This window comes from Paenarthrobacter sp. NPDC090522 (genome assembly GCF_044769225.1).
Taxonomy (GTDB): domain Bacteria; phylum Actinomycetota; class Actinomycetes; order Actinomycetales; family Micrococcaceae; genus Arthrobacter.
Window position 1 is genome coordinate 287,532 of the sequence record NZ_JBIVXL010000006.1, and the last position, 21,487, is coordinate 309,018.

Below are 21,487 nucleotides of genomic sequence, written 5' to 3' on the forward strand. Positions count from 1 at the left end.
GTGGCTTCCTTAGCGCAGGGGATTGGCGGCGAGGCCTTCGGTGCTGACGAGGACGATGACGGACTCCGGCCCGATATTGAGGGCACGACGGCGGTCCTCACCTTTGAGCGCGGTGCGGACTCCTGCGAGGGTGGCAGCCCCGCAGGGGCCGGCGTCCTGGCCTAGAACGGTCAGGTCGATGACGGCCTGTCGGCATTCGTCCTCGGTAACACTGACTGCAGCGTCCAGGCCGGCAAGCAGGGAGGGCCAGCCGAGCTCGGACGGTGTGCCGCAGTTCAGGCCGGACATGATGGACGGGAAGCTGGTATCAACCGTGACGGGTTTGCCTGCGAGCAGGGACTGCGCGATGCAGGCAGCGGTTTCCGGTTCCACGCTCAAGAGTGAGGGGTGGGGGTGGCCGTCGCTGCGGTAGTGGTCCACCAGGGCGTGGGCCAGTGAACCGACACCGACAGGGCAGGCTACGAGGTCCGGACTGTCGAAGCCGAGGCCGGCGAGCTGTTGGTCGATTTCTGTAAAGAGTGTGGTGTACCCGTCGACGATCCAGCGGGGGATATCTTCGTAGCCGGGCCAGGACGTGTCCTGGATCAGGAGGTCCCGTGGGTTGTCGGCTGTCGACGCGGCGGCGGCTTCGACGACGTCGTCGTAGGTCAGGTCAAGCGGTACCAGCTGGGCCCCTTCGCTTTTGATTCCGTCAATGGCGGCATCGCTCAGTCCACCGGGAATGTAGATGCGTGCCGTGAGGCCCAGGAGTTTGGCCATACGGGACACTGCCCGGCCGTGGTTTCCGTCGGTGGCCGTGACGAGGACCGGAACCTGATCGGCCGGAATGTCGCCCGTGAGAAAGTCTCGCAGTTCGGGTACGGTGATGCCGCTGACGTCCAAGCCGAACCGCTCAGAGACGGCACGGCAGACGGCCCAGGACGCACCTAGGATCTTGAATGCCGGAAGGCCGAGGCGATCGGATTCGTTCTTGAGGAAGACTTGGGCCACACCGAGTTCAGCCGCCAGCAGGGGGAGTGGGGTCAAAGGTGTCGGAGCGTACCCCTCCAGTGTTTGGTGGTAGACGAGGGCGGACGATGGTGCGGCGGTCCGCCAGTCGCGGGCGGCGGGGTTGGCGTACCAGAAAGCGGTGTCAGTCGAAGGCATGTATCCAGCGTGCATTGAACGAAGCTCAAATAAAAGCGGCAGTTTATGGACTAATACGTCCTGCTTTACTTCGCGTTTTAGGATGGCTCTCCGTTGCAGCCATCGTCCCGGAATGGCACGAATGGTTGTGCTGGCCGGCTCGTCTGGTCAACGATCGCATCTTCCTCCATTGTTTCGAGAAGTACATGCCGCGAATGCCAATGACTCCACAGCTCTTACCTGGCTGCTTGCGCGGTGATTCTCTGCCTGAACCAGCGCTCGGTGGACACCTCTGGCCAGATGGAGTTCCGGTTTTGATGCCTCTTGGTAGCGCAAGGCGTCACCGACCTTCAGAGCCATCAGGCTCGTCGGTGCTGTAACTGGCACGATGAACATCACAGGGTGAGGGGTAGAAGGCTGGAAGCCTGTTGGACGTCCAACTAAAGAACAACTGACCCGGCAAGCGACGACGAGACTCCCGGTGCTCGAATGCCGTTGCTGGTGGTCGGCTGGTTCCTGGCGCGGGGCAACTTCCGTGCCCTCGCAGCTGCCAAGAGTGCCAGAACAGAGCGTCGAGTATTCAGAACTGAATCAGCTCGCCTCCGGGTAACCGGCGGCGAGCTTTTCTGCTATCTGCCCTGCAATGGCTTGCCGGACTGCCGTGATGGCGGGGGAGTGGCCGCTGCCGCTGCGGATGGCCAAAGCGATCCGGCGTGCCGGGCGCCCGGGCAGTTCACTGAGGGCCAGGCCCTCCACGTTTGATGCTTCAAGCGCCAAACCTGGCACCAACGCGGCACCCAGCCCTTCGGCTACCAGTCGAAGGTGCAGCATGACATCGGAGGATTCGAACCGGACGCGAGGCTCGAACCCCTCGTGGCGGCAGGCCGCCGTCGCCCATCTCCTGGCCAAGGTCCCCTCAGGCTCCAGCACCCACGCTGCTTCGGACAGATCACTCAGATGCTGCTGGTTTGAGGAGATTCCTGTGACGAGCCACAAAGGATCCCGTCCCGCCGTCGTGATTTCAGCGCCGTCGACGGTGATCTGGGGGTGACCCGGGTAGTCCTCCTGAAGAACAATGTCGAAGTCCCTGGCCAGAAGGCCGGGAAGGGCAGCTTCCACCGGGATATGGGACACCGTGACATCCAGTTCGGGGTGTTGGTGCTGCAGTTCCCGGAGGGCCGCCGGAATCACGGCGTGCCCGGCAGTCTGGAAACTCGCCACCCGAACGGTGCCACTGACCCTTTCCCGGGACAGGGCAATGTCCGCCTTTGCCGCCTCAAGATGACGGAAAATAGCCTCGGCGTGCTCGACGAGGATCCGGGCCTCGTTGGTGAGCCGCACTTTCCTGCCCACCGGCTCCAGCAGCGGAGCACCGACTTCCTGCTCCAGGAGCTTCAACTGGTGCGACACGGACGAGGCGTTGTAGTCCAGCGCTTCTGCTGCGGCCGCGAGCGTTCCCCGCAGGCTGACTTCCCGGAGCAAACGTAGTCGCTTCACGCTGTACATTGGGTAGCCCTCCAAATCATGCAAGAAAGTCATCAATACTGCTGGGAATCATCTTATCGACGCACTCGATGCCTCGCTCGTAGCCTTGATTTATCCCCTTTCCCTGAGCAGGAGAATCAATGAGTATCGAAGCAACCATCCCCGCGCTGGCCATCAACAGCGAACGGCTCTGGCAGTCACTCATGGATCTGGCCGCAATCGGCGCTTACGACGACGACGCGACCGGCCTGGTTGGCATCAACCGCCAGTCCCTCACCGACGAAGACGGCGAAGGGCGCCGGCTGGTGATCGGCTGGATGGAAGAAGCTGGCCTTGAAGTGACGGTTGACCAGATGGGCAACATCTTTGGGCGCCGGGAAGGCACCGACCCGGAGGCGGCCCCGGTCATGGCCGGTTCCCACATCGACACTGTTGCCACTGCGGGGGCCTTCGACGGCTGCCTCGGCGTTCTCGGCGCCCTGGAAGTCATCCGCTCCCTCAACGACGCTGGACTCACCACCCGCCGCCCCATCGTCATCACCGCCTGGACAGAAGAAGAAGGCGTCCGCTTCGGCACCGATATGCTCGGCTCAGCAGTCGCAGCAGGTCGACTCACCCTCGACTACGCCTACAACCTGGCGGACGAAGCAGGCCTCCGGTTCGGCGACGAACTCGAGCGCATCGGCTTCAAGGGTGAACGCCCCGTCCGTCTCCAAGCACCCCACGCCTACGTGGAGGCCCACATCGAACAAGGCCCGGTCCTTCAACAGGAAGGCCTGGCTATCGGCGTCGTCACCGGCGTGCAGGCCATCTCCTGGCAGAAAGTCACCCTCCACGGCCGCGCAGCCCACGCAGGCACCACACCCACCGAACTCCGCCTGGACGCCGGCCTGGCCGCAGCCCAGATCATCGTCCACGTCCGCGCCATGGTGAACTCCGGAAAGTACGGGCAACTTCGCGCCACCGTCGGGCACGTGCGCACCTCACCCGGGCTGCCCAGCGTCGTGCCTGACCTTGCGGAAATCACCGTGGACCTCCGCAACCCCGACGACGCCCTCATGGCCCAAGCCGAGCACGACCTGGCCGCATTCCTGGCTGAATTGCCCTCTGCGCAGCCCGGCCTCCGCGTCGAAACCAAGCGGATGGCCAAAACCGACGCCATTCCTTTCAATGAGGTCGTCCAGGACACCATCGCCGGGGTGGCCCGCGGGCTCGGGCACGAGGCTATGCCGCTGATGTCCGGTGCGGGCCACGACGCGCAGGAAATGGCTGCCATTACTCCCACGGCCATGATCTTCATTCGTGGACAATACGACGGCATCAGCCACAATCCGCGCGAATACTCCACTCCCGAAGACTGTGCAGTGGGAATCACCGTCCTCGCACAGACCATCCTGGAGCTCTGCGCCTAGCACACGTTCGACCCGTGGTGCGGCGTCCATGACGAAGCGGCCAGCGGCTCCAAAGAGCCGCTGGCCGCCGCTTTGGAAAAACGAGGATGCAGATTTCGCGTCTTGCGAGTTGGCCAGGGCGTTTTAGCAAGCGAGGAAGGGTGTCCCGTAGGCGTCGCCAAGACCACAGATACTATGCAACGGCCGGGCTGAGCTCCTCGCGCCATACCTTGACGTTGTCGTGTTGATGAACCGCAACACGTCCGTGGCCGTTATCCAGCCAGACCCAGAATATAGAGGCGTCATCAGCGATGAGATCAACGGATCCGAACTCGACGGCCCGGCTTTCCAATTGAATTCGTACGCGGTCCAACGGCATGAGTCCCGCCCACTCGGCGGTAGACATTTGCCACGCTGAGTGTCGCTGAGGCGGTGTCGGGTTGAGCGTTGCGTCTACGTGACCGCGAGCGTGATGTTCCATGCGGAACTCCTGTTAGTCGTCGTCTTTTCCAAGAGGCATCAGTACTGACCTCATGAGGTTGCACTGCAATCCATGGGGGGTTATCGCAAAGGGTTTGACCGCTCTCACTTCATTGGCAGGCTCAGAGTCAGCCCAAGATACCGGCCGGATCGGTTGAGCCGGTAGCTTGGGCTGACCGTGATCGTGCTCGCGATTAGCGGCCGCCGCGGAACCTGCCTGGCGAGAAGGGGTACAAGGCCGGGCTGAGGTGGTCTTCGCGTATGAGCTTGGTCAAAACACGGGCCGTGCCCGGGGCGAGGGTGACACCCATCATGCCGTGGCCCGTTGCAACATATGCGTTGTTGAGGCGGGGCAAGCGGCCGATGATGGCGAGGCCGTCTGGGGACATGGGCCTCATTCCGGCGCGGGGCTTGATTTGGTCTGCGGTTGGGGGCTGCCAGTCGCGAAGGTATTGCCCGGGGGCGCGAAGGATGGCGTCGACGCGTACCTGGTTGACCTTTTCATCCAGGCCGCCGAATTCCATGGTTCCGGCCAGACGGAAGCGTTCCTTGAAGGGCGTTACGGCCACCTTCGCGTCGTAGAAATTGGTTGCCCCGCGGAGACCATAAGGCTCAACTTCGATGCAGTATCCCTTTCCTGGGCGGATCGGGAGGCTGGCGCCGAAGAGTTTGGAGAGGGGCCCGGTCCAGGCTCCGGCGGCGAGCAGGAACTTGTCTCCTGTGAAGGTCCGCGTTCCCGAGGAGACACTGACGACCTTCCCGCCGGCGGTCTGGACTCCGTCGATAGGCGAGTTTTCGACGATCTCCACGCCCAGTTGAACAAGCTTTGAGTGCAGCGCCCGGGTGAAACCGCCGGGATCAAGGTGCAGTTCCTTTGGATAGAACAGGCCGCCCTTGACGGTGTCGTTCAGGCGGGGTTCGTGGACGCGGACCTCATCGCCGAGGAGTACGTGGGGCTCAAGCCCGAAGCGCTTGGTGAGGTCAACGTAGCCGAGGTGATGTTCCATCAACTCCTGGTCTTTGAAGGCCATCAACATGCCTTCATGGTGCAGCTCATAGTCGATTCCGTCTGCGATGTATTCGTCAAAGAGCTGGACCGTGTCCGCCGCGAGCTGCAGATCGGCCTCAAAGCCTGCCCGCTGCGCCTTGGCGTTGGAGGCGCGGAACATGCCAAGCATGAAGGAAATGAAGTCCGGCTTCAGCGACGGCTTGATGTAGAGGGGGCTGTCAGGCTGGGTCATCCACTTCAGGGCAGACAACACAACGCCAGGTCCGGGCACCGGCGCGGAGTCACCTGGAACAACCCATCCGGCATTGACGTCACTTGCGCCCAGACCGGTGTTCCTGGCGTCGATGAGGGTCACTGTTGTTCCCTCACGAGCGAGGTGGTACGCCGTGGTCAAGCCAATGACGCCGCCTCCAATCACCACAGTGTGCATCAGCGGTCCTTTCAAGAAAATGGAGGGATTTGGAACATCCCAATGTCTTACAATCACACAATAGGGCTGTTGACCCGGCTAGGCAAGACCGCATTCTGCAGGACGGTGGTGTGACGCCCAGGCTTTAGGCCCGCATGGCAGATTTGCTCGCCGAACTTCCGGACAGGAGATCAATGGCATTGTCCATATGGACGTTGACTGCCTTGAGAACGGCCTCTGCGCTGGCGCTTTCAATGGCGCGGAGGATCTCGAGGTGCTCGTCCACGGCCTCCTGGGGAGCGGAGTACTTGCCCTCCAGGCGCGCCAAGCAAAGCCGTGTTTCCACCATGAAGGTCTGCGCGGCCTTTTGAAGCCGGCTGTTTCGGAGGCTGCCAACCAGGATTTCATGAAAGCGCTGGTCGGCTGCCGTCAGGTTCGTGTGGTCGTCGGCAGCGACTGCTTCGGACATCAGCCTGCATTCCTGCTCTAAAGCTTCAAGTACCTCGTCATGGCTTGACCCGATCAGGCCGAGTGCCGCAGCACTCTCAACGGCCCGCCGCGCGTCATAGATGTCTGCAATATCTTCGGGTTCAATCTCCAGGACGAACATGCCCTTATTGGGCAGTACGACGATCAGGCCCTCCTGGACCAGGCGCTGCATCGCCTCGCGAACACTGCCCCGGCTGACGCCGAGCCTGGCCGCGAGATCGATTTCGCTCAAGCGCTGGCCCTCAATGAAGGATCCGGCTGCTATCGCATTGCGCAACTCATCCGCGACAAGATCCACTCGCGAGCGGGTTGTTACCCGCCCCATTACTGACAGCGCTTCTGCGCTCATGCTGCCTCCTTTGACGTCCGGACGATGCATGCCGGCCCTTCAAGCAGCTTAACACTTTTGTGAGACATTCCGAGAAGCCGAGAGTCGGAATGTTTGACAATCCGACCAGATGCGTTTTACCGTGGCACTCATAGGGCAGGCCAGCGTCATCCATTTGGAAGATCCGCAGGGCCACGAGCCGCTGGAAAGCAGCCCGGCATCGCGACCTGACAGGGCGACCGGGCATGGAGATATCCGACAGGAGTGCGCCATGGGGCCACGTACAGACTTCATTTACCTCTCTGAGCAGGACACCATTGAGGCTGGTGTCCTTGACGCGGGCAGATGCGTCGACGTCAGCGAAGAGGTCTTCCGCCTGCTGGCCGACGGTGATTACCTCATGGGCGGCCACGGCCATAACTCACATGGGCTGGGTTTGGTGTTCCCGGCGTCGTCGCCCTTTCCGAACATGCCGGTCGCAGGCCCGGATCGCAGATTTGTCGCCATGCCCGCATACCTGGGTGGGCGCTTCAACGTCTGCGGCAACAAGTGGTATGGCTCAAACGCTGCGAATCCTGAGCGCGGCCTGCCCCGTTCAGTGCTCACGTTGATGCTGAACGACAAGGAGACGGGTGAGCCGCTCTGCCTGATGTCCGCCAACCTGCTCAGTGCTGCCCGGACAGCAGCCGTGCCCGCGGTCGCAAGCCGTTACCTGACCTCCGGGAAGCCCGGAGTCCTGGCCGTCATCGGTTGTGGCGTCATCAATGCGGCCGTCGTCAAGGCGATCATGAGCCAGCACCCCCAGATTGGGAAGATCGTTTTCCATGACCGGACGCTGGCCAAGGCGCAGCGTGCCGCCGACGACGCTGCGCAAGCCTACGGCGTCGAGACTTCCGCAGCTCCCACACCTGAAACGTGTGTTCGCGAAGCGGACCTCATCACTATCGCTGCAAGCCGAACCAGCCCGCTGATCGTCCAGGACGATTGGTTCAAACCGACGGCGACCATCCTCCTGAGCGGGCCGGTCACGGCCAACGAGGCGTTCTGGACCGAAAGTGCTGTTGTCTATGACCACATAGGACTGCATGGGTCATATGTCGAGGAGGCAATCTTCTCCGGCGACAAGGATGCCTACTACCGCGGCGTCATTGGTGGTCCAATCTACCGATTGATCGATGAGGGCCGTCTGCCGGCCCTTAAGGATTCCTTGGATCTGGGCCAAGTCCTGGCTTCCGAATCCGGGCACGTTGCTGCCGGCAGGACCATTTTCGTCGCCTGCGGCATGGCAGTCTTCGACGTCGCGTGGGGGTACGAGCTGTACCGGCAAGCGCTGGAAGCTGGAATTGGACAGCGTCTCACCCTCTGGGACCAGCCCCATTCCAGCTGACTGAACCACCAGACCATCCACTCAGGAAGCTGAAGATCCATGCCCAAGATCAAAAACCGTAAGTCCCTGCTCGCCCAAGGCGATGTTGTATCCCGCGAACTGGTCCTCGACATCGCAGAAGCCACGCTCACCAGGCTCGACGCCTACAACCGGATCCGCTCGATCATGTCGCTCGACGGCGACACGCTCACCATCGGAACGCGAAGCTGGGATTTGACCCTCAAACTCAACATCTATCTGATCGGTGCAGGTAAAGCCTGCAATCACATGGCAATGGCTGTCGATCACGTGCTGGGGGAGAAGCTGACGCATGGCATTGCCATCGTCAAACTGGCCGAGGAAACCGATACGTTCAACCGAACCAAGGTATTCGTGGGGGGACATCCTCTGCCCAACCAAGCCGGCTTTGACGCGAGCCGGGAAATACTGGACCTCGTCGACTCGGCGGGACCGGATGATCTCTTCATCGCGGTCATCAGCGGAGGAAGCTCGGCGCTGATGAACTACCCGGTAGACGGCATCTCGGTGGAGGACGAGGCCGTCGCAACCGATCTCTTGCTCAAGTCCGGAGCCGGTATCTACGAGGTGAATGCTGTCCGGCGGCACATCTCCCAGACCAACGGCGGCCGGCTCGCAGAGCGCATCCGGTCGCGGGGCGCCGAGCTTATCGGCATTGGCATCTCCGACGCAGTGGGCAATGCTCCAACGTCTGATATCGGCATCCCGTATGAGCGTTATGCCAGCACACCTATCGGTCCCGACCGCACTACGCTGTCCGACGCCCGCAAAGTCATCGTCGACTACAACCTGCAGGACGTCCTTCCACCGTCCATCACTAACTACCTGAACGCCGCTGGCCCGGACCAGGAGACGCCCAAGGCCTTCCCTGAAAACACCTACTTTGTCCTGAATACCGTTCCGGATCTGTGCCTCATCGCGAAGGAGGAAGCAGAAAAGAGGGATATCCCGGCGTACATCCTCACCTCCTACCTCGAAGGCGAAAGCAAGGACGCCGGGACTTTCATGGCTTCGCTGGCACGGGAAATCCAAGCTACCGGTAATCCGTTCCGCGCCCCCTGCGTCGTATTCACCTCCGGCGAAACCACGACTTTCATTCCGGCCGTTGCGACCATAACCGGCCATGGAGGACCGGGCCAGGAACTGGTGACGGGCTTCGCCTTGTCCGCTGGTTCCGTACCCGGCGCGTGCATGTTTTCCATTGATTCGGAGGGAACTGACGGTACCTCGCCAGCGGCCGGCGGCCTCACGGATTCGACGACGGCGGAACGCGCCGCGGCCAGTGGCCTGAACCTCCACGCAGCGTTGCGGGGCCACGCAGCTTTCGAAGCCTTAACCGCCGTCGGCGATGCCGTTCTGACAGGAAATACCGGAACGAACCTCTGCGATTTCAACATCCTGTACGTCCCCGCCCTTTAGGCACCCCCCGCAAGCATCCACCCGTAGAACCAGAGACCTTTGGAGAGAAAATGGCGACCATCGAAGCCGTCCACGCACGCCAGATCCTTGACTGCAAAGCGCGCCCCATGGTGGAGGTGACTGTCAAGACGTCCGACGGGATCATCACCAGGGGAGCAGCTCCCACAGGGCAGTCCGTTGGAATGCACGAGTCGTTTGTCCTGCGGGACGGCAACCCGCGCGAGTACCACGGCCAGGGCGTCAGGAAGGCGGCCGACAATGTCAACACGGTCATAGCACCCGCCCTGATCGGGATGGACATTGAGGACCAAGCAGCCATCGACAAGGCGATGCTCGCACTGGACGGAACCGACCAGAAGTCATTCCTCGGTGGCAATGCCATCTACTCGACGTCCATCGCCGCCCTTCGAGCAGGTGCCGCCACCGCGGGCGTACCTGTCTACGAGCACATAGCCCGTGGCCCTTTGGCCACCGTTCCGGTGCCAAGCTTCAACGTGGTCAATGGAGGGCGCCATGGAGAAATCTTCCAGGCCTTCAACGAATTCCTCATCATGCCCTACAAAGCAGAGAACATAGACCAAGCTGTCGAAATCGGCGTCGAGGTCTTTGATCGCCTGGGCAAAGTACTCGAGAAGTACTCGGGCCACGCACCGGCGATCGCAAAGTCCTACGGTTATGCAGCGCCCTCATCCGACCCACAAGTTGTCCTGGAGCTCATACAGCAAGCCATCGACGGCTCCGGTTACACCAACGAGGTCGCCTTTGCCTTGGACTGCGCATCGAGCGAGACCTACGACGCCGCCACGAAGACCTACGAACTGAACAACTCAAGGGTCACTTCATCTGAACTCATTGCCTACACCCGAAAACTCACCGAACAGTTTGACTTTGTCTTCATCGAAGACCTGCTCGACGAGAACGACTGGAATGGCTTCAGCGAGGCAGTTCGCGAACTGCGGCGCACCATCATCCTCGGCGACGACCTGATTGTCACCAATCCGGCATTCCTCGAGCGCGCCATTGCACAGAAGGCGGTGGACGGCTTCATTTTGAAACCGAATCAAGTCGGCACCATTACAGAGGCCCTGCAAACCTTCGACACCGCCGTCGAAAACGGACTCCTGGCGGTACCTTCCGGTCGATCCGGCGGTGTCATTGATGATGTGGTCATGGATCTATCGGTGGGTCTGCAGGTTCCGTTCCAAAAGAACGGGGCGCCCCGCTCCGGGGAGCGCATCGAAAAGCTGAATTTCCTGATGCGCGCCTCAGACAGCCTGCCGGGCAGCCGCCTGGCGGATGTGCCTTCAATCGTCCGGTTTTAGCAGCCCCACCGTCCCTCAGTAAAGGAGCAGATCCGTGAAACGCCACGCCTATCCTGGCCATGCCACATCAACCCGACTCCGGGCGACGACGGGGAGTCACTGCCCTAAAACCGGGCTCTGGTGGTTACCAGGAAACAAGGACTCAACGATTTTCGCTTACCAGGGAAACCTGATGCCGATGCATCAGGGTATATGGGCCGAGTGGAGTTGGATGGTCACGGACCCTGGCGACTGGTGATTCATCTTCCGACGCGCGGACCTGTGGTGTCTCGCTCCGGGCGGTCCGTTACTATACAATCAATCGGACTTCCTGAAAGCCAGACAATATAACAGGCAGCCCAAACCGGCGTAGAAGGTGGCAGATGACAATCCCAAGATCAGACAGTGTGGGGCTGGTTGCCGGCCTGACGCGCCGCGACGGCGCCATCCAGGAGATCCGGCGGGCAATCGTTCGCGGTGGATTGCTTCCGGGCGAGAAGATCACGGAGGTCAGTCTGTCGGCGCAGCTTGGAGTCAGCCGTCCGACCCTCAGGGAGGCGCTAAATCAGCTTTCGCGCGAAGGATTACTTGTTCAGGAGCCGTTCCGGGGCATGCATGTGGCGGAGCTCGGTCCAGCTGAACTCCTGGACATCGCGCATATCAGACACTCGCTGGATTTGCTTGCCATAGACTCCATTCTTGAATCGACCGATGGAACGCGCATGGCCCGCTTGGACGCGCACTGGGAGACCTTTGAGGCAGTTGAGAGGGACCCGGATCCCCTGATCAGGCACGAGGCCCACGTAGCCTTCCATCGAGGAATCTGGGAAGCCTCAGAGAACCAGGTGCTGCTGAGGGTATGGCCGGTCATCGAAGCGCACATCACGGTGGCACTTGCCCAGGATAATGCCCTGCGCTCGGACCCAGGCAGGGCTATTCAGCAGCACCATGCCCTTATCGAGGCCATGCATAGCCGCGACCGCGCTGTCATCCAAAAGGCATTTTGGGAGCACACGGTGGGCAGTGCGGAGGACATCGTCGCCATCATCGAAGCCCGCAGTCAGGAACGGTAACAGGGGACGGCCCAATCAGTTCCCTTGCTCCACGTCGACGTGGAGTGCAAGAAACACAGAGAATCCGTCACGTAGTGCGGATAAGGCATGACGTCCAGGGAGGACAAAGAATGGGTGGCATTGTTGTTGTCGGCGTTGACGGAAGTGAAACGGCGCGCCGAGCGGCCGACGCGGCGGCCGGCTTGGCCTCAGCTTTGGGCGCGAAGCTCCACGTAGTCACAGCCTTCAGTGATGAGCGTGTGGAAGTCGTAGGAAGTGGTAGCGACCAACTCATCGTCTCGGACGCCCGAAGGGCTGAAAAGGTTGCCAGGGACGTGGCCGTAGAGCTGCGTTCTGACACCTTGGAAGCTGACTACTTCGCTATTCACGGCAGTCCCGCGCAAGCCCTGATCAAACAGGCGGAGACGCACGACGCGTCGATGATCGTGGTAGGCAACAAGCGGATGCGCGGCATCGGGCGGGTGCTGGGCAGCATTGCGAACACTGTGGCACACAGCGCCCCCTGCGATGTGTACATCGTCAAGACCGATCAGTAATCGCCGTTTGATGCGCGCGTTGATGGGGGTCGGCGGCCTGTAGCGGCCGGCCACTGGCCCTCTCCCGGCATTTAACTGCCCTTGGAAGTTTGGACTGTTGATTCCAGTCCACAACCTCCGAGGGCAGTTTTTCTTTAACTTCATGCTCCCAGGATGGCGTGCCTCAGGACATTATTCAGCGCGTTTGAAACCAGCTATAGACGTGATGCGGATTACCTTCTATGCTTTCGGATAGACAGTATGTCTTACAATCAAACACTCAGAGGAGAAAGATTGTGACCCGGAAAACAACCAACCAAAAGGTGAACCGCACCGTTCTGGCGGTCATCGTGGTGATTCTTCTAGCAGTCGGCGGAGGTGCCTTGTTCTCGGCCCTTCGTGGCGGTGGCGGCAATGGTGCCGAGGCTGCTTCAGCTGCATCGCAGGGTAGCTTCCTTGAAGACATCAAGAAGCGCGGCGTGTTGCGCGTAGGCGTTGCCCTGTCGCCGCCGCACACCGTTCAGTTGCCCGACGGCACGTACGGCGGCCCGAATATCCTCCCGCTCCAGAACCTTGCAAAGGCGCTTGATGTAAGGCTCGAAACCGTTCCGGCCGAGTGGAAGAACATCGTCGCTGGTTTGCAGGCGGGTCGCTACGACTTCGCAGCCAACCTCGACCGGACCCTTGAGCGCTCAACCGCCATCCAGTTCACAGAAAAGGTCTGGGACTACCCGGCTGTGTTCGTCGTGAAGGCGGACTCACCGTACGTAACCACCGATGACCTGCTCAAGTCGGGCAAGCAGATTGGAACTGCCCAGGGAACGGCGCACGAGGCATCGTTCGTGCGGCAATACCCGACTGCGGCCACTCTCCCGACGGACTCGTTCACCAACCTGGTCCAGGCCTTGAAGGCCGATCGCATCGTGGCTTCACTCACCGACCTGCCCACGGCCGTGTCCCAGGCGCAGGAAGACTCAAGCCTGAAAATCATTGTGCCCACGCCGGACATCTACCGTGGCCTCGTAGCCTACGGTGTCCCCGCGAACGCAGATTCCCGATCACTGCAAACCGTCAACATCGCGATCGAGCGTGCCCTCAACGAAGGTGTGCTTCAGGCCGAATACGCCAAGGTCGGATACCTCGACGAGACACAGCTGGCCGGCGCCGGCCTGCTCAAGAAGTAGCCTGAAGGGTAAATCCCATGCTGAATTACGACTTCAACTGGTCGGTGGTGACCACCAACCTGGACCGGCTTCTGGCCGGCTTGGGGACCACACTCGAAATTGCGGTCATCACGATTGTGCTGAGCATGATCCTGGCGGTCCCGGTGGCATCTGCACGTATGTCGGAGATCGACGTGATCCGCTGGATCGCCCAGATCTACATCGAAATCTTCCGCTGCACGCCACTTCTGGTTCAACTGTTCTGGATCTTCTACGCCCTACCGGCGCTGACCGGAGTAACCTTGCCAGGTTTCGCTTCCGCAATCATCGCCTTGACACTGAATCTGACGGCGTTCATGGCTGAGGCATATCGCTCCGGCTTCCAATCCGTCCCGGTCGAGCAGATCGAAGCCGGCAAGATGCTCAGGCTCACCAGTTTCCAGCGGCTCCGCTACATCATCCTGCCGCAGGCGCTGAGACAGCAGGTCCCTGTCATCCTGTCCCTGAATATTTCCCTCTTCAAGGACACTGCGCTGGTTTCCACCATAGCCGTCGCGGATCTCATGTTCATCACAAACACGATCTCTGCCCAGTCCTACCGTGCCCTGGAAGTGTTCACCGCAGCAGCGATTATCTACTTCGTCATTGCCTTCCCGGTCTCGCTCATCACCAGCTACTTGGAACGGCGAATGCAGTCCGGCCAGAAGGTTCCAGGCAGGAGAAAGCTGCGGGCGCTCTCGGAAGCCAGTGTGGTGGCGGCGAAGTGAACATGAAGCTAACAAACCGAAAGTGGAGGTCACACCATGAGTGACGTTCAAGCACCGAGGACCGGCGCTGTCCGGACCATCTCGGCAACCACCGGCGATGTCCTGGTCTCGGCCCGCGGCCTGCAGAAAAGCTTCGGCGATCGGCAGATCCTCAAGAATGTGGACTTTGACATGCTGGCTGGCGACATCACGGTCATCATCGGCAAATCGGGATCCGGCAAAAGTACACTCCTCCGCGCCTTGGCCGGACTGACCGATCCCGACGAGGGCCGGATCGTCTTCGACAACGAGGTCGTGTTCGAGGACCAGGAACGAACAGAGGCGTGGGAAGAGGTTGATTCCCACATTGGGATGATCTTCCAGAGTTACACGCTGTGGCCACACATGGATGTAGCCAAGAACCTCACCCTGGCTCCGCGGAAGAAGCTGGGCCTCAGCGAAGCTGAAGCAATCGAGCGGGCCAAGCGCTCCCTTGCAGAAGTAGGCATGTCCCACCACCTGCACAGCAAACCGAGCCAACTCTCCGGTGGTGAACGCCAGCGTGCCGCTATTGCTCGAGCGCTCATGATGCAGCCGAAGCTCTTGCTGTGCGATGAGATCACGTCGGCCCTTGATCCACCCGTCGCTGCCGAAGTCCTTGGAGTGCTGCGACGCTTGAAGCAGGACGAAGGGATTGCCATTGCCTTGGTTACCCATGACATGGCATTCGCTTCAAAGGCGGCCGACCGCGTGGTGTTCTTCCACGAGGGCGAAATTGCCGTCAACGCTACTCCGGATGAGGCCTTCAACCGATGCGATAACCCCGACCTCAAGAAGTTCGTGGACGCAGTTCGATTCTAGTGTCCGCTGCCCCAGCCTGGCCCCCGAGCCGGCTGGGGCAGCGCAGCGCAAAAGACCTATATTGCAGAGGGAAGAGGAGACATGAAGCTTTGCCTTAACCAGGCCACAACGATGCCTTATGGTCTGGAAGAGACCATCAGGGCAACCGCGGCCGCGGGAATCGAAAACATCGGCCTTTGGGTTGAACCGGTCGAGGAAGCCGGCGTGACGGCGACCAAGCGTTGGTTGAACGATTCAGGGCTGGCCGCCACGTCGATGAGCCGGGTGGGTTTTCTGGCCAACAAGCGCGGAAATGAACTAGAGGGAGCCTACGACTCCGTGCGTCGGGCCCTGGACACGTGCGCAGAACTCGACATTCCGACCTTGGCGTTCGTTGCAGGGGGGCTCCTTGAGGAAGACCGCTCCATCCGCAACGCCGAGGGACGCGTCCGGGACGCACTCGAAACACTGTTGCCCGAGATCGCCCAGAGCGGGGTAAAGGTCATGCTTGAGCCCATTCATCCGCTGTTCGTCAACGATCGCTCGATCGTCACGAGCGTCGGCCAGGCCCTGCGGGTACTGGACGGACTTCCGTCCGAGAACTTCGGTGTTTTGGTGGACTCTTGGGCTACGTTCTGGGATCCGGACCTCAAAGACTCCCTTAACCGAGCAGCGATCCTGGATCGCCTTACCGGATACCAGATCAACGACTTCACCCTGCCGCTGCCGGTCCCGAACAATATGAACGGCCGACTCATGCCGGGCGACGGCATCATCGATCTGACCTCCATGACTCAATGGGTGGCTGACACCGGCTATTCCGGAACGGTCGAAGTGGAAGTTTTCAATGATGACATCTGGAAATTGCCCCTGGACGAGATCCTCAAACTTACTGTTGCGGCCTATGAAAAGGTCATCGGCAACGTCCACCTGAACTAAACCAACTCGAAGGGAAGATGATATGGAAGAAGCCAAGACTGCAGTAGTCACCGGAGCAGGCGGAGGAATCGGCAGCGCTGTTGCATCGCGGCTCGCCGCGGACGGTTTTCACGTCTATGCCCTTGACCTGCGTTTCGCCGACGATGCTTGGAAGGATGATCCAAACAAGGACCGGATTGAGTCCGTTCCCGTCGACCTGGGGGACCCTGCCGCTATCAAGGCAGCATTTGACGAGCTGCGCGGGAAACTGACGAGCCTTGAAGCCCTCGTGAACTGCGTTGGGATTATGCGCCGCGGCGACGCGCTCACCCTTACTGAACAGGATTGGTTCGATACATTCCGTGTCAACGTCGACGGAGTGTTCTTTACCTGCCGCGAAGCCCTCCCACTGCTTGAAAAGGCGGGATCGAGCGCAATCGCCAACATTGCCTCGAACTGGGGCCTCACGCCCTCTCCGGGCCACATTGCCTACAGTGCTTCGAAGGCCGCAGTCGTTTCTTTGAGCAAGAGCCTTGCCTTGGACTACGGACGACTTGGCATTCGGGTCAATGCCGTATGCCCAGGGGAGATCCTTACACCGATGGTTGAGCAAAAACTCCGTGACAATGGAATGACTGAGGAGGATCTCGCAGCTCCCATTCCTATTGGCCGCGTTGGTCGGCCCGTCGATGTTGCGGGATTGATGTCTTATCTGGTCGGGCCCGAATCGAGCTACATGACGGGCGGAGCCGTGGAGATCACTGGTGGGCTCTGGTCATGACATCAGTTGAGAGCGCATTTGTTTCCGGCCGCGATGAGTGGCCACTCAGTGGGCGAAGGGTGTTGGTCACAGGCGCATCGGGCGGTATCGGAACAGCAATCTGCCGCGCATTGCACCGTGACGGAGCCCAACTTGCCATTCATTACGGTGGTAGTCGGGAGCAAGCGGAAACTCTTGCCAAAGAAGGCCCCAACGGGTCTGTGGCTCTTCAGGCGGACCTCACGTCAGACAGCGGTCCGGATGGACTCTGGGATGCAGCAGTCGAAGCATTGGGTGGAATCGACGTACTGGTCAACAATGCCGGACTCTGGATTCCTTCCCCTCTGGAAACAGAGGACGAATGGATCGCGGGCTGGGATGCCAACCTGGACCTCAACCTCCGCTCGGCAGCTTGGTTAACGCGAAGGGCTGTCCTTGATTTCAAGAACAAGGGTGGCGGCGCCATCATTTCGATTTCCAGCCGTTCAGCGCTTCGCGGCGACGATGCAGACCACCTTGCCTACGGTGTAGCGAAGGCCGGGCTCCAAAATCTCATGAAGGGCGTAGCGCGGGCATATGCCCACCAGGGTGTCTTGGCGTACTCCATCGCGCCGGCCATGGTGGGGACGCAGATGATCGCGGGCCACATCAGCCCTGAGAAGCTTGCGTCCCTGCCGATGCGAGACGTCGTCCCACCCGAGGACGTTGCGGAGACGGTTGCCTTTCTGGCTTCCGGAAAGGCCCGTCACATGACGGGTGCGACATTGGATATCACGGGCGCGGATTATGTCCGGTAACCACGCTTAAAAGGGTCGGGTCACGGAAGATTCCGTGACCCGGCCCTTTTCGCTTAATTTCCGAGCCTGCGGGGGCTCGGCCTAAGCCCCTTTGAAATGGAAGATGTGCGTGCAATTGCACGGGTTGGCCGATGCGCCCGGGTCGCCGCAGGTCCACATGCCCGGGCTTGCGCCAACCATTGTTGCCAGCCAAACCCACTCTTCGAGAGGCCGCGCCTCGTGGAGGCAGTCGTCGCATGTCCGGCTCACCGCGGGGGATGGGCGGCCTGCCCCGAAAACGACTTTCAAGAAGTTTCGCTTAGAGAACATAGCGCCAGAAGGTGAAGTGCTGGGTGCTCAGGGGCTCCAGGTGGCCGGAACGGCCTCTTACCCAAACTATGCCGCGCTCCATGTCTATGAGGTCTATCCGTTCCCGGCAATAGACCAACTCGCCCTGCCGGGCCTCGATCATCTCCCCGGGGTGAATGACACGCAGATTGGTGACCATCGATTCAATGGGAAAGTACTCGACCATGGGATTGTCCTTTTGGCTGAGGCGAAGACGAGGGAGCGACTTACGGGAAAGCGGCCGCCGCAACCCCAAACTGCTTGGTGTTACGACGACCGCTTTGAGCTCGCTGTTAGGCCGGGTACGTTACTCCGCTACAAAGTAGAAGCGCTTGTTGACGAACTCGCCAATGCCCAGGGGGCCCATCTCCCTGCCGAAGCCCGAACGCTTGACTCCGCCGAAGGGAAGCTCAGCGGATTCTGCGGCAATGATGTTGACGTGGGTCATGCCTGTCTCAAGACGTGAGGCGATCTTTGCTGCGCGTGCAGGGTCCGCGGAAAAGACCGATCCACCTAGGCCAAATTCCGAATCGTTGGCCAGCTCCAGTGCTTCTTCATCACTGGAAACCTTGAACACAGTAGCTACAGGGCCAAAGATCTCTTCCCGGAAGGACGCTGAGTCGCGACGGACGCCGGTCAGGACGGCAGGGGAGAAGTAGGCGCTCTTCCGCTCGGTCAGCACGCCGCCGACTTCGAGCGTGGCACCGTCCGCAACAGCCCTCCTGACCTGGTCGTTCACGCCTTCTGCGGCCGCCCTGCTCGACAGGGGCCCGAACGAGCGATCGTGCATGTTCAGCGGGTCGCCGGGTTCGAGACCGTCAGCAAGCTTCTTCAGCTCGGACACGAACTCATCGTAGATGTCGTCCATGACAATGATGCGCTTGTTGCCGTTACAAACCTGGCCACCGTTGTAGACCCGGAATTCCCAGGCGTCAGCGGCTACTGATGCAAGATCATCCGAGTCCAGGACGATCATCGGATCATTGCCGCCAAGTTCCAGCACTGCCTTCTTGAGGTGGCGGCCCGCCTGCTCGCCAATGATCGAACCGGCCTTTTCCGAACCGGTCAGGGACACTCCTTGAACACGAGGGTCCGCGATGATCGACGAGATCTGGTCATGAGATGCGAACACGTTGGTGTACCCGCCAACAGGAACTCCTGCATCTTCCATGATCTGTTGAATGGCGAGAGCGGACTTGGGGCAAATGTCCGCGTGCTTCAGCAGGATCGTGTTGCCGAGGACAAGGTTCGGCGCGGCAAACCTGGCTACCTGGTAGTAGGGGAAGTTCCACGGCATGACGCCCAACAACACACCGACCGGTCGGTTCTCGATGATTGCCTTGCCCTTGATGGTGCTGGGAATCTCGTGGTCTACCACCAGGCTCGGGCCGTGAACGCCGTAGTAGTCGATGATCGAGGCCGCAAACTCAACTTCTTCAATACCTTCGGAAAGGGGTTTTCCCATCTCCTGGGCGATGAGCCTGGCGAGTTCGTCCTTGCGTTCTTCGAACAGTTCTGCGACGCGTCGCACAATGGCGGCGCGATCCTGGATGTTTCGGTTCTTCCATTCGTGGTAGGTTGCGTCGGCATTCTTCAATGCCTGTTCAATCTGCTCGTCTCCTGCGGCTTCGAAGGTTTCGAGGATTTCACCTGTGGCAGGGTTTTCAACCCGGTACCGTGACATATTGCTCCTTACATATGGTGCTGTGCGTGGTTCGCTGCTTGCTGCGGGCGAACAGGGATAAATACATGGTTTATGTATGGCCGGCAAAAGCCGCCGACTTACCAGACGCGGAAGACCTGACCCGTTTCAATGCCGTGCGCCGACCGGACGTAGGCCTGGGCTACGTCCTCCGGCGAGACCCCCGGGAACCCCGGGAAGATCGAGCTGTGCCCGTTAGGTTGATTGATGATCGTGGGGCTGACTGCATTAATGCGTATACCCGCGGGGAGGTCCAAAGCAGCGGTCTTGATGAAGGCCTCAATACCTCCGTTGACAGTGCCGGCAATGACGCTGCCCGGTACGGAGTGCTGTGCAAGGATGCCGGTAGTCAGGGTGAAGGAACCGCTTTGCGCGACGTGGGGGATACCCGCCAGGACCAGGTTGATCTGCCCACCCAGTTTGTTGGCAAAGCCGGAGGCGAAGTCCTCCGGGGTCGCTTTGGCGGTGTGGACGTAGGGGACTTTCCCGGTGACAGACAAAATGGCGTCCACGGTTCCTACCTCCTCGAAGGCAGTACGGATGGATGCGGCATCCGTAATGTCGACCGCTGGTGAGGTGGACCGGGACAGTGAAATCACCTCATCGCCAATTTCCTGGAATGCCTTGACGACGGCCCGACCTATTGTGCCGGATCCGCCAATAATGAGAATGCGCACTAACGCTCCTTTGCCAGACAATCTTACGATATGAAGCAGGCTATCACGCCTTCCCTGGAGCTGTGAAGGCTCATCTGAAGACGCATGAAAAGTGATTGCAGGTTGGCATTGACGGATTGCCTGACAAGTGACTACGCTCATATCAAGGCCCTTGTCTGACAATCAGTTTGGCTGACTATACGCCCTGCTAGGCAGGGTTTCGCACATCTCGAAAGGATCACCAATGACGAACCTCGAACTGAAGGGCATTCTTGCCGCAGTCGTTACCCCCTTCGACAGCGACGGCAATGTGGACATCGGCGGAATCGAACGCCAGGTAGATCACATCCTCGGCAACGGTGCACACGGCGTCGTGTCCACTGGCAGCACGGGCGAATTCAACTCCCTCTCCCTCGAAGAGCAGAAGACGGTTAACGCTGCCTATGCAAAGGCAGCACAAGGCCGAGGCTTTGCGATTGCCGGTGCCGGTGCCGTCACCACGGAGAAGGCCATCGAACTCACGGAAGCAGCCGCCGAAGCCGGTGCAGACGCCGTCATGATCGTTCCGCCGTTCTACGATTCCCTGAACTTCGACGAGCTGCTGGCGCACTACAAGGCCATCTCGGAGGCAGTCGACCTGCCGATCATGTACTACAACATCCCCAGCGTCACTGGTGTGGACCTTTCGCCGGCCCAGTTCGCGCAGCTGGGTCGTGAGACCAATGTCAGCTCCTTCAAGGACACCGGCGGAGACGTAACCAAGCTCGCCACTGTCCTGTTTGAGCACTCGGATGACATCACTCCGCTCAACGGCTGGGATACCCTGACCTTCGAGGGGCTCGCCCTTGGCGCCAAGGCCGGAGTATGGGGCGGCGCCAGCTTCATGCCGAAGCTGGCTGGTGACCTCTACCAGGCCCTGGCTGTCGACCTCGACCTGGCCCGCGGCCGCGAACTGTGGAAGCTGATCAACCCCATCTGCGTCTTCCTCGAAGAACACAACTACGCGGCTGCCATCAAGGCAGGTGTTTCGCTGGTGGGCAACGACGCCGGCAGCACCCGTCGTCCCATCCAGCCCCTCGCGCAGGAGTACCGTGACGAACTGGCAGCCCTTCTGCGGGCGGCCGGGGTCGAAGTCACCGCTAAGTAAGG

General features: G+C 60.4%; 21 protein-coding genes. 13 read left to right on the forward strand and 8 right to left on the reverse strand.

What is annotated here, in order from left to right:
- Positions 1–9 precede the first annotated feature (9 nt).
- Together ACIQT2_RS10245 and ACIQT2_RS10250 are read right to left on the reverse strand one after the other, a co-directional pair.
- Positions 10–1,146, reverse strand: coding sequence for a diaminopropionate ammonia-lyase (locus ACIQT2_RS10245; protein ID WP_402946024.1), 1,137 nt, complete (start codon positions 1,144–1,146; stop codon positions 10–12).
- Positions 1,147–1,716: 570 nt separating this feature from the next.
- On the reverse strand, positions 1,717–2,622 hold the full coding sequence (locus ACIQT2_RS10250; RefSeq protein WP_402946026.1) for a LysR family transcriptional regulator: 906 nt from the start codon (positions 2,620–2,622) through the stop codon (positions 1,717–1,719).
- A gap of 128 nt (positions 2,623–2,750) precedes the next feature.
- On the opposite strand from ACIQT2_RS10250, the gene ACIQT2_RS10255 reads away from it, so the two are divergent.
- On the forward strand, positions 2,751–4,022 hold the full coding sequence (locus ACIQT2_RS10255; RefSeq protein ID WP_402946028.1) for a M20 family metallo-hydrolase: 1,272 nt from the start codon (positions 2,751–2,753) through the stop codon (positions 4,020–4,022).
- Positions 4,023–4,194: 172 nt separating this feature from the next.
- On the opposite strand, the gene ACIQT2_RS10260 is transcribed toward ACIQT2_RS10255, so the two are convergent.
- The 3 genes from ACIQT2_RS10260 to ACIQT2_RS10270 form a co-directional block, all read right to left on the reverse strand.
- A complete protein-coding gene (locus ACIQT2_RS10260) occupies positions 4,195–4,407 on the reverse strand; it encodes a hypothetical protein (RefSeq protein ID WP_402946030.1) in 213 nt (70 codons plus the stop codon).
- A gap of 268 nt (positions 4,408–4,675) precedes the next feature.
- Complete coding sequence (locus tag ACIQT2_RS10265) at positions 4,676–5,920, reverse strand: NAD(P)/FAD-dependent oxidoreductase (protein WP_402946032.1); 1,245 nt, start codon at positions 5,918–5,920, stop codon at positions 4,676–4,678.
- 124 nt (positions 5,921–6,044) lie between these two features.
- Positions 6,045–6,737: a GntR family transcriptional regulator gene (locus tag ACIQT2_RS10270; RefSeq protein ID WP_402946034.1), complete on the reverse strand. Its 693-nt coding sequence runs from the start codon at positions 6,735–6,737 to the stop codon at positions 6,045–6,047.
- Between the two features lie 250 nt (positions 6,738–6,987).
- Between ACIQT2_RS10270 and ACIQT2_RS10275 the strand changes: the two genes are divergently transcribed.
- From ACIQT2_RS10275 to ACIQT2_RS10325, 11 genes are all read left to right on the forward strand, one after another.
- Entirely contained in the window at positions 6,988–8,103 is a 1,116-nt protein-coding gene (locus tag ACIQT2_RS10275; RefSeq protein ID WP_402946035.1) for a tyramine oxidase subunit B, read from the forward strand.
- A gap of 39 nt (positions 8,104–8,142) precedes the next feature.
- Positions 8,143–9,540 (forward strand): glycerate kinase, encoded by a 1,398-nt coding sequence (locus ACIQT2_RS10280; protein WP_402946037.1) that lies wholly within the window; start codon positions 8,143–8,145, stop codon positions 9,538–9,540.
- A 50-nt stretch (positions 9,541–9,590) separates the two neighbouring features.
- Positions 9,591–10,862 carry a phosphopyruvate hydratase gene (locus ACIQT2_RS10285; protein ID WP_402946039.1) on the forward strand — a complete coding sequence of 424 codons (1,272 nt, stop codon included), beginning with the start codon at positions 9,591–9,593 and terminating at the stop codon, positions 10,860–10,862.
- Between the two features lie 386 nt (positions 10,863–11,248).
- The gene (locus ACIQT2_RS10290; protein WP_402946041.1) at positions 11,249–11,914 is read left to right on the forward strand and encodes a GntR family transcriptional regulator; all 666 of its coding nucleotides are present in this window, start codon (positions 11,249–11,251) and stop codon (positions 11,912–11,914) included.
- A 110-nt stretch (positions 11,915–12,024) separates the two neighbouring features.
- Complete coding sequence (locus ACIQT2_RS10295; protein ID WP_402946043.1) at positions 12,025–12,450, forward strand: universal stress protein; 426 nt, start codon at positions 12,025–12,027, stop codon at positions 12,448–12,450.
- A gap of 275 nt (positions 12,451–12,725) precedes the next feature.
- Positions 12,726–13,613, forward strand: coding sequence for a substrate-binding periplasmic protein (locus ACIQT2_RS10300; RefSeq protein WP_402946045.1), 888 nt, complete (start codon positions 12,726–12,728; stop codon positions 13,611–13,613).
- A gap of 17 nt (positions 13,614–13,630) precedes the next feature.
- Positions 13,631–14,359 carry an amino acid ABC transporter permease gene (locus tag ACIQT2_RS10305; RefSeq protein ID WP_402946047.1) on the forward strand — a complete coding sequence of 243 codons (729 nt, stop codon included), beginning with the start codon at positions 13,631–13,633 and terminating at the stop codon, positions 14,357–14,359.
- Between the two features lie 36 nt (positions 14,360–14,395).
- The gene (locus ACIQT2_RS10310; protein ID WP_402946049.1) at positions 14,396–15,199 is read left to right on the forward strand and encodes an amino acid ABC transporter ATP-binding protein; all 804 of its coding nucleotides are present in this window, start codon (positions 14,396–14,398) and stop codon (positions 15,197–15,199) included.
- 81 nt (positions 15,200–15,280) lie between these two features.
- Positions 15,281–16,117, forward strand: a complete 837-nt coding sequence (locus ACIQT2_RS10315; protein ID WP_402946051.1) for a sugar phosphate isomerase/epimerase family protein — start codon at positions 15,281–15,283, stop codon at positions 16,115–16,117.
- Between the two features lie 22 nt (positions 16,118–16,139).
- Complete coding sequence (locus ACIQT2_RS10320; protein WP_402946053.1) at positions 16,140–16,877, forward strand: SDR family NAD(P)-dependent oxidoreductase; 738 nt, start codon at positions 16,140–16,142, stop codon at positions 16,875–16,877.
- On the forward strand, positions 16,874–17,653 hold the full coding sequence (locus tag ACIQT2_RS10325) for an SDR family NAD(P)-dependent oxidoreductase (RefSeq protein ID WP_402946055.1): 780 nt from the start codon (positions 16,874–16,876) through the stop codon (positions 17,651–17,653). Before ACIQT2_RS10320 ends, ACIQT2_RS10325 begins: the two co-directional genes overlap by 4 nt.
- Positions 17,654–17,951: 298 nt before the next feature.
- On the opposite strand, the gene ACIQT2_RS10330 is transcribed toward ACIQT2_RS10325, so the two are convergent.
- From ACIQT2_RS10330 to ACIQT2_RS10340, 3 genes are all read right to left on the reverse strand, one after another.
- Positions 17,952–18,167, reverse strand: coding sequence for a hypothetical protein (locus tag ACIQT2_RS10330; protein ID WP_402946057.1), 216 nt, complete (start codon positions 18,165–18,167; stop codon positions 17,952–17,954).
- A gap of 120 nt (positions 18,168–18,287) precedes the next feature.
- Positions 18,288–19,664 carry an NAD-dependent succinate-semialdehyde dehydrogenase gene (locus ACIQT2_RS10335; RefSeq protein ID WP_402946059.1) on the reverse strand — a complete coding sequence of 459 codons (1,377 nt, stop codon included), beginning with the start codon at positions 19,662–19,664 and terminating at the stop codon, positions 18,288–18,290.
- Positions 19,665–19,762: 98 nt separating this feature from the next.
- Positions 19,763–20,359 carry a short chain dehydrogenase gene (locus ACIQT2_RS10340; protein ID WP_402946061.1) on the reverse strand — a complete coding sequence of 199 codons (597 nt, stop codon included), beginning with the start codon at positions 20,357–20,359 and terminating at the stop codon, positions 19,763–19,765.
- A gap of 223 nt (positions 20,360–20,582) precedes the next feature.
- On the opposite strand from ACIQT2_RS10340, the gene ACIQT2_RS10345 reads away from it, so the two are divergent.
- A complete protein-coding gene (locus ACIQT2_RS10345) occupies positions 20,583–21,485 on the forward strand; it encodes a dihydrodipicolinate synthase family protein (RefSeq protein WP_402946063.1) in 903 nt (300 codons plus the stop codon).
- Positions 21,486–21,487 lie beyond the last annotated feature (2 nt).

What these genes read in the sequence shown, in the direction of transcription:
- ACIQT2_RS10245 (WP_402946024.1), bottom strand. Translation starts at nt 1,146, where the DNA reads ATGCCTTCGACTGACACCGCTTTCTGGTACGCCAACCCCGCCGCCCGC.
- ACIQT2_RS10255 (WP_402946028.1), top strand. Translation starts at nt 2,751, where the DNA reads ATGAGTATCGAAGCAACCATCCCCGCGCTGGCCATCAACAGCGAACGG.
- ACIQT2_RS10260 (WP_402946030.1), bottom strand. Translation starts at nt 4,407, where the DNA reads ATGTCTACCGCCGAGTGGGCGGGACTCATGCCGTTGGACCGCGTACGA.
- ACIQT2_RS10265 (WP_402946032.1), bottom strand. Translation starts at nt 5,920, where the DNA reads ATGCACACTGTGGTGATTGGAGGCGGCGTCATTGGCTTGACCACGGCG.
- ACIQT2_RS10270 (WP_402946034.1), bottom strand. Translation starts at nt 6,737, where the DNA reads ATGAGCGCAGAAGCGCTGTCAGTAATGGGGCGGGTAACAACCCGCTCG.
- ACIQT2_RS10275 (WP_402946035.1), top strand. Translation starts at nt 6,988, where the DNA reads ATGGGGCCACGTACAGACTTCATTTACCTCTCTGAGCAGGACACCATT.
- ACIQT2_RS10280 (WP_402946037.1), top strand. Translation starts at nt 8,143, where the DNA reads ATGCCCAAGATCAAAAACCGTAAGTCCCTGCTCGCCCAAGGCGATGTT.
- ACIQT2_RS10285 (WP_402946039.1), top strand. Translation starts at nt 9,591, where the DNA reads ATGGCGACCATCGAAGCCGTCCACGCACGCCAGATCCTTGACTGCAAA.
- ACIQT2_RS10295 (WP_402946043.1), top strand. Translation starts at nt 12,025, where the DNA reads ATGGGTGGCATTGTTGTTGTCGGCGTTGACGGAAGTGAAACGGCGCGC.
- ACIQT2_RS10305 (WP_402946047.1), top strand. Translation starts at nt 13,631, where the DNA reads ATGCTGAATTACGACTTCAACTGGTCGGTGGTGACCACCAACCTGGAC.
- ACIQT2_RS10310 (WP_402946049.1), top strand. Translation starts at nt 14,396, where the DNA reads ATGAGTGACGTTCAAGCACCGAGGACCGGCGCTGTCCGGACCATCTCG.
- ACIQT2_RS10315 (WP_402946051.1), top strand. Translation starts at nt 15,281, where the DNA reads ATGAAGCTTTGCCTTAACCAGGCCACAACGATGCCTTATGGTCTGGAA.
- ACIQT2_RS10320 (WP_402946053.1), top strand. Translation starts at nt 16,140, where the DNA reads ATGGAAGAAGCCAAGACTGCAGTAGTCACCGGAGCAGGCGGAGGAATC.
- ACIQT2_RS10325 (WP_402946055.1), top strand. Translation starts at nt 16,874, where the DNA reads ATGACATCAGTTGAGAGCGCATTTGTTTCCGGCCGCGATGAGTGGCCA.
- ACIQT2_RS10330 (WP_402946057.1), bottom strand. Translation starts at nt 18,167, where the DNA reads ATGGTCGAGTACTTTCCCATTGAATCGATGGTCACCAATCTGCGTGTC.
- ACIQT2_RS10335 (WP_402946059.1), bottom strand. Translation starts at nt 19,664, where the DNA reads ATGTCACGGTACCGGGTTGAAAACCCTGCCACAGGTGAAATCCTCGAA.
- ACIQT2_RS10345 (WP_402946063.1), top strand. Translation starts at nt 20,583, where the DNA reads ATGACGAACCTCGAACTGAAGGGCATTCTTGCCGCAGTCGTTACCCCC.